The sequence below is a fragment of the Massilia sp. CT11-108 genome (assembly GCF_047302915.1).
In the GTDB taxonomy this organism is placed as follows: Bacteria; Pseudomonadota; Gammaproteobacteria; order Burkholderiales; family Burkholderiaceae_D; genus Telluria; species Telluria orientalis.
In genome coordinates this window covers 1-1,818 of the sequence record NZ_JBKYMO010000790.1, presented here as the reverse complement: position 1 = coordinate 1,818, position 1,818 = coordinate 1, and the positions used below count along the sequence as shown (strand labels likewise).

General features: G+C 70.0%; 2 protein-coding genes. One reads left to right on the top strand and one right to left on the bottom strand.

What is annotated here, in order from left to right; all coding sequences use genetic code 11:
- The first annotated feature begins 147 nt into the window (after window positions 1–147).
- On the top strand, window positions 148–1,185 hold the full coding sequence (locus ACEN88_RS30725) for a glycoside hydrolase family 43 protein (protein ID WP_413345823.1): 1,038 nt from the start codon (window positions 148–150) through the stop codon (window positions 1,183–1,185).
- Here the strand turns inward: ACEN88_RS30725 and ACEN88_RS30720 are convergent.
- Window positions 1,186–1,818: substrate binding domain-containing protein (locus ACEN88_RS30720; RefSeq protein WP_413345821.1), on the bottom strand; the 633-nt coding region annotated here is incomplete at its 5' end.

The window sequence follows — 1,818 nt, the reverse complement described above, 5'->3', positions numbered from 1 at the left end:
TTATAATACACCCCCGGGGGCACCCGCCGCCGCGCCGCCGCCTCCCGCCGCCGACGGCCTGCTGCTGAAGGACGCGACGCTGGAAGACATCGTCCGCGTCCTGCACGCGCGCGGCATCGAACCCACGTTCCGCTTCACGCTGCCGCGATGAAGCGCGCCTTGCTGGCCGCGGCCGCCGCCGTCGCGCTGAACGCGCAGGCGGCCAACCCGATCGTCAAGGGCTGGTATGCCGATCCGGAGATCCGCCTCTTCGACGACACGTACTGGATCTATCCGACGTATTCCGCGGACTACGAACGACCTGCGAGACCGACGGCCTTCACGCCGGACCAGCAGCGGATGCGCGCACGCTCGGACCTGATCTGGGCGCCGTTCCTGAAGCAGACGTTCCTCGACGCCTTCTCGTCGCGCGACCTCGTGCACTGGACGCGGCACGAGCGCGTGCTCGACGTCGCGCACGTGGCCTGGGCCGCGTATGCCGTGTGGGCGCCGTCGGCCATCGCGCACGACGGCAAGTACTACCTGTTCTTCGGCGCGAACGACATCAAGGGCAACGACCAGCTGGGCGGCATCGGCGTGGCCATCGGCGACCGGCCCGAAGGTCCGTTCAAGGATGCACTCGGCAAGCCGTTGATCGGCCGGATCCACAACGGCGCGCAGCCGATCGACCCGATGGTGTTCAAGGACGACGACGGCCAGGCGTACATGGTCTACGGCGGCTGGAAGCACGCCAACGTCGTGAAACTCGCGCCGGACCTGCTCGGTGTCGTGCCGTTCCCGGACGGGACGACGTACAAGGACATCACGCCCGATCCGGACTACGTGGAAGGCCCGTTCATGGCCAAGCGCCGTGGCGTGTACTACTTCATGTGGTCGGAAGGGGAGTGGACCGGGCCGGACTACCGCGTCGCGTATGCGATGGGCCCGTCGCCGTTCGGACCGTTCAAGCGCGTCGGCACGATCCTCGCGCAGGACGGCAAGATCGCGCGCGGCGCGGGCCACCATTCGATCGTCAACGTGCCCGGCACCGACGAGTGGTACATCGCCTACCACCGCCGCCCGCTGGGCGAAACCGACGGCAACCATCGCGAGCTGGCCGTCGAGCGCCTCGACTTCAACGACGACGGCACGATCCGGCCCGTGGTCATGACGAACGAAGGCGTGGCGCCGAGGCGCGTGCGCTGATCACGGCGCGAGACAGGCCGCCAGCTCGTCCGGCGTCCCTTTCGGAAACGCCGCTTTCAAATAATCGAGGAACGCCGACACGCGCGCGCTCAGCAGCCTGCGCGACGGGTACAACGCCCACAGCGCGATCTCGGGCCCGGCCACGTCGCCCCAGCGCACCAGCCGCCCGGCCGCGAGATCGTGGCTGACGACCGACGCGGGCAAGCAGCCCGCACCGACGCCCGCCCGCACCGCGTCGCGCACCATCACGAGCGACGACAGGCGCAAGACCGGGTCGATCGCGATGTCCGGCTGGCCCGCCACCTGCCACGCCGCCTGGTCGCCCACGGGCCGCACGACGGCGGGAACGGGTGCCCCACCGGCCGGCCGCGCCAGATGCGGTGCCGCCACGACGACGAGCCGGTCGCGCAGGAAGATGCGGCCGACGAGGTTCTCGTCCGGATCGGGATTCACGCGGATGACGAGGTCGTAGCCTTCCTCGACCATGTCCACGGGCCGGTCTTCCGTCGTCACCTCCAGCCGCACGTCGGGATACGCCCGCGCGAAGCCTGCGGCCAGCATGCCCATCGCCGTCTGCGAGAACAGCAGCGGGGCGCTGATGCGCAGCCGGCCGCGCGGCCGGCTGCGCATCAG